Genomic DNA, 3,296 nt, shown 5'->3' with positions numbered 1-3,296 from the left:
ACCGCCACCCGAACCGCCATCCGCGCCGCCACCCGAACCGCCGCCCGAACCGCCATCCGCGCCGCCACCCGAACCGCCACCCGCGCCACCTCCCGAGCCGAGGTCCAAGCCGACGTCTGCGCCGACGAGCGGACCGGCGACCTGGCTGGCGAGCGGACCGGTTGCCACGGCGTTCACCCGGACACCGGAGCCGGCCAGGTCCAGCGCCGCCTTGCGGGTCAACTCGATCACCGCGGCCTGCGGACCACCGGACGGCGCCAGGTTGACGACGCAGCCGCCGGTCCGGCGCATCGCCTCGATCTCGTACTTCAACGCCAGGGACAGACCCCGCACCTGAGCGGCACAGTCACATCCGGCGTCATGGCCGGCAGCGGCACGCGGACCAGCACCACATTCGGCGCCACCGCAGGAAGCGGCACCGCACCCGGCAGCGACACAGGACCCGGCGGCCTGGCATCCGACAACGCGCCACCCGGCGCCGTTGCGCGCGGCCGCACGGCACCCGGCGGCGCCAGGCCCAGCAGCGCTGGACGCGACGGCGCACCGCCCGCCCTCGTTGGACACGGCAGCGCGGCACCCGGCGTCGTTGCACGCGGCAGCGCTGGCAGCGCGGCACCCGGCGTCGTTGCACGCGGCAGCGCTGGCAGCGCGGCACCCGGCGTCGTTGCACGCGACAGCGCTGGCAGCGCGGCACCCGGCGTCGTTGCACGCGACAGCGCTGGCAGCGCGGCACCCGGCGTCGTTGCACGCGGCAGCGCTGGCGGTGCGGCACCCGGTGTCGTTGGGGGCGGCGGGGCGCCCGGCAGGGCCGGAGCCGTCGGCGTACAGGCTCCCCTGGGCGTTACATGCAGTGGCGTGGCAGGCGATGTCGTTGCAGGCGGCGTCGAGACGGCCGAACGCGCCGAGCGTCTGCTCGACCAGCCGCCGCACCGACACCGGACTGGCCAGGTCCGTAGGGACGGCGACCGCTTGGCCGCCCGCCGCGCCGAGGTCGGCGGCCAGTGCCGCGAGGGCCTGGCCGTCACGGGCGGCGAGCACCACGCTGGCGCCCGCCCTGCTCAGTGCGCATGACGCGGCGGCGGCACCGTGACCGATGCCGTGCCCGGCACTGGCGACGATGGCGGTACGGCCGCTCAAGGCTCCCCGCGTCACGGTGGCCTCACCCCCGGTTCGTCTCGCAGGTCCGGTACGCAACCGACGCTAGGAGCCCACCGCCTCACCCCGCATCGGCGAAATCGCCGGTCTCGTCACCCCCGCCGTTCCGCGCACCAGCCACGCCCACACAGAACAACCGCCTCAAGGCGTCGCACCACGTCCCGCAAGACGCCGACCCACCGAGGTACCCGGCCCACGCCGAACACCGAACCACGAACGACCCGCCACCCCAAAAACGACCTTCACCACCAACAACACCCACCTCACCAGGACGACCGACCCCTCTCACAAAGCCGCCCGACCAACCCACCACCTCACGAAACCGCCCACCACCCCACACAAACCCGCCGCCGCCAACGACCTACCACCCCACAAAGCCGCCGGCGGTCCGAAGGACTGCTCGCCCCCTCGGAGCCACCACGTTCCGAAAGGTCCAGGCTTGAGATGATTGTCATGGGTGCCGGTGCTTTCTATGCTCGGCGTGTGCTGGGGCGAGACGACGAGACCGAGTTGCTGGACTCGTTGTTGCGGCGCGCCGCGGAGGGGCACGGCGGCGGGGTCGTGCTGCACGGCGAGCCGGGCATCGGCAAGACGGCGCTGCTGTCGTACGCGGAGGAGCGGGCGGCCGGTTTCCAGGTGCTCCGCGCGGTCGGTGTCGAGCCCGAGGCGGATCTCGCGTACGCGACCCTGCACCAGCTCCTCATGCCCGTGCTCGGTTCGGTCGGCGAGTTGCCGGGGCCGCAGGCTCAGGCGCTGAACATCCTGTTCGGGCGGGCGCACGGCGGCCCGCCCGATCCGTTCCTGGTGGGCCTGGCGAGCCTGTCGCTGCTGTCCCTGCTGGCCGGGGAGCGGCCGGTGTTGTGCGTCGTCGACGACGCGCACTGGGCGGACCAGCCGACGCTCAAGACGCTGGCGTTCGTCGCTCGCCGACTGGACGATGAGCCCGTCGCGCTGATGCTGGCCGCGCGGGCCGACGAGGGGCACGGCACCGACCTGCCTCACCTGCGCAGGGTCCCGCTCATGGGCCTCGGCTGGGATGCGGCCACGGCGCTGCTCGCCGAGCGCGCGGGCGGGCGGCGGCTGACCGACGGCGAGCACCGTCACCTGCTGGCCGCCACCGGCGGCAACCCGCTGGCCCTGCTGGAGCTGGCGGGGCAGGAACTGCCGCCGGAAGGAGCGCAGGAGCCGCCGGCGTTGACCGACGAGTTGCGGCGCTCGTTCCTGAGCCGGGTCCGCGCCCGGCACGCGGAGGCGTTGCCCCTGCTGCAGCTGGTCGCCGCCGACGGGTCCGGCAGCCTGGAGACGATCGAGAAGGCGGCCGTCGAGCTGTGCGTCGACACCGGGCCTCTGCACCGGGCGGAGCTCGACGAACTGCTGACGTACGACGGGCCGAGACTGGTGTTCCGGCATCCGCTGATGCGGTCGGCGATCTACCACAGCGCCACGCCGGGGCGGCGCGCGGCGATCCATCGGGCCCTCGCGTCGGCCTTCGACGCTCCGGACGACCAGCACCGGCGGGCCTGGCACCGCGGTCAGGCCGCGATCGGCCACGACGAGGAGGCCGCGGAGCTGCTCGAACGCTCGGCCGAGCAGGCAGCGCTGCGCGGTGGCCCGGCGGCGGCCATGGCCGCGCTTTCGCGGGCCGCCGAGCTCACCGCGGCAGGACCGCACCGGGGGCGGCGGTTGTGGAGCGCGGCGCGCGCCGCCGTGCGCGGGGGATTCACCGCCACGGCCGGGGAGTTGCTCGACCGGGCCGAACGCGAGCCCCATCTGGACGAGGTCGACCGGATCTCCGTGGCCGCGATGCGTGCCGTGGTGGCCGAGTTCACCGGCTCTCCCGAGGACGCGATGAACCTCATCAGGCCGTGGATCCCGCGAGCGCTGCGGGTCGACCGGCGCCGCTTCACCCCGACCATCGCGATGTACGGCGACCTCGGAACCCGTACCAACCGGCCGGGAGCCTGGTCCGAACTCGCCGGCTGGCTAGACGCAGGCATGCCGGAGCAGGACGCCCAGAACAGCCGGGACCAACAGAACGGCCCAGACGGTCAGGACGGCCGGGACGGGGACGGCCGGGACGGGGACGGCCAGGACGGGGACGGCCAGGACGGGGACGGCCAGGACGGGGACGGCCAGGGCGG

General features: G+C 74.3%; 2 protein-coding genes. One reads left to right on the top strand and one right to left on the bottom strand.

Annotation, left to right across the window (positions count from 1 at the left end; translation table 11 throughout):
• Positions 1-1,137 (bottom strand): SDR family NAD(P)-dependent oxidoreductase (locus E1292_RS53255; protein ID WP_220447462.1); only part of this gene is annotated, 1,137 nt, incomplete at its 3' end.
• Positions 1,138-1,638: 501 nt separating this feature from the next.
• On the opposite strand from E1292_RS53255, the gene E1292_RS49860 reads away from it, so the two are divergent.
• Positions 1,639-3,296, top strand: a 1,658-nt coding sequence (locus E1292_RS49860) for an AAA family ATPase (protein ID WP_165975179.1), incomplete at its 3' end; no start/stop codon positions are given.

Origin of the sequence: Nonomuraea deserti (assembly GCF_004348685.1) — a bacterium.
Taxonomy (GTDB): Bacteria; Actinomycetota; Actinomycetes; order Streptosporangiales; family Streptosporangiaceae; genus Nonomuraea; species Nonomuraea deserti.
This window is presented reverse-complemented; position numbering and strand designations above follow the sequence as displayed.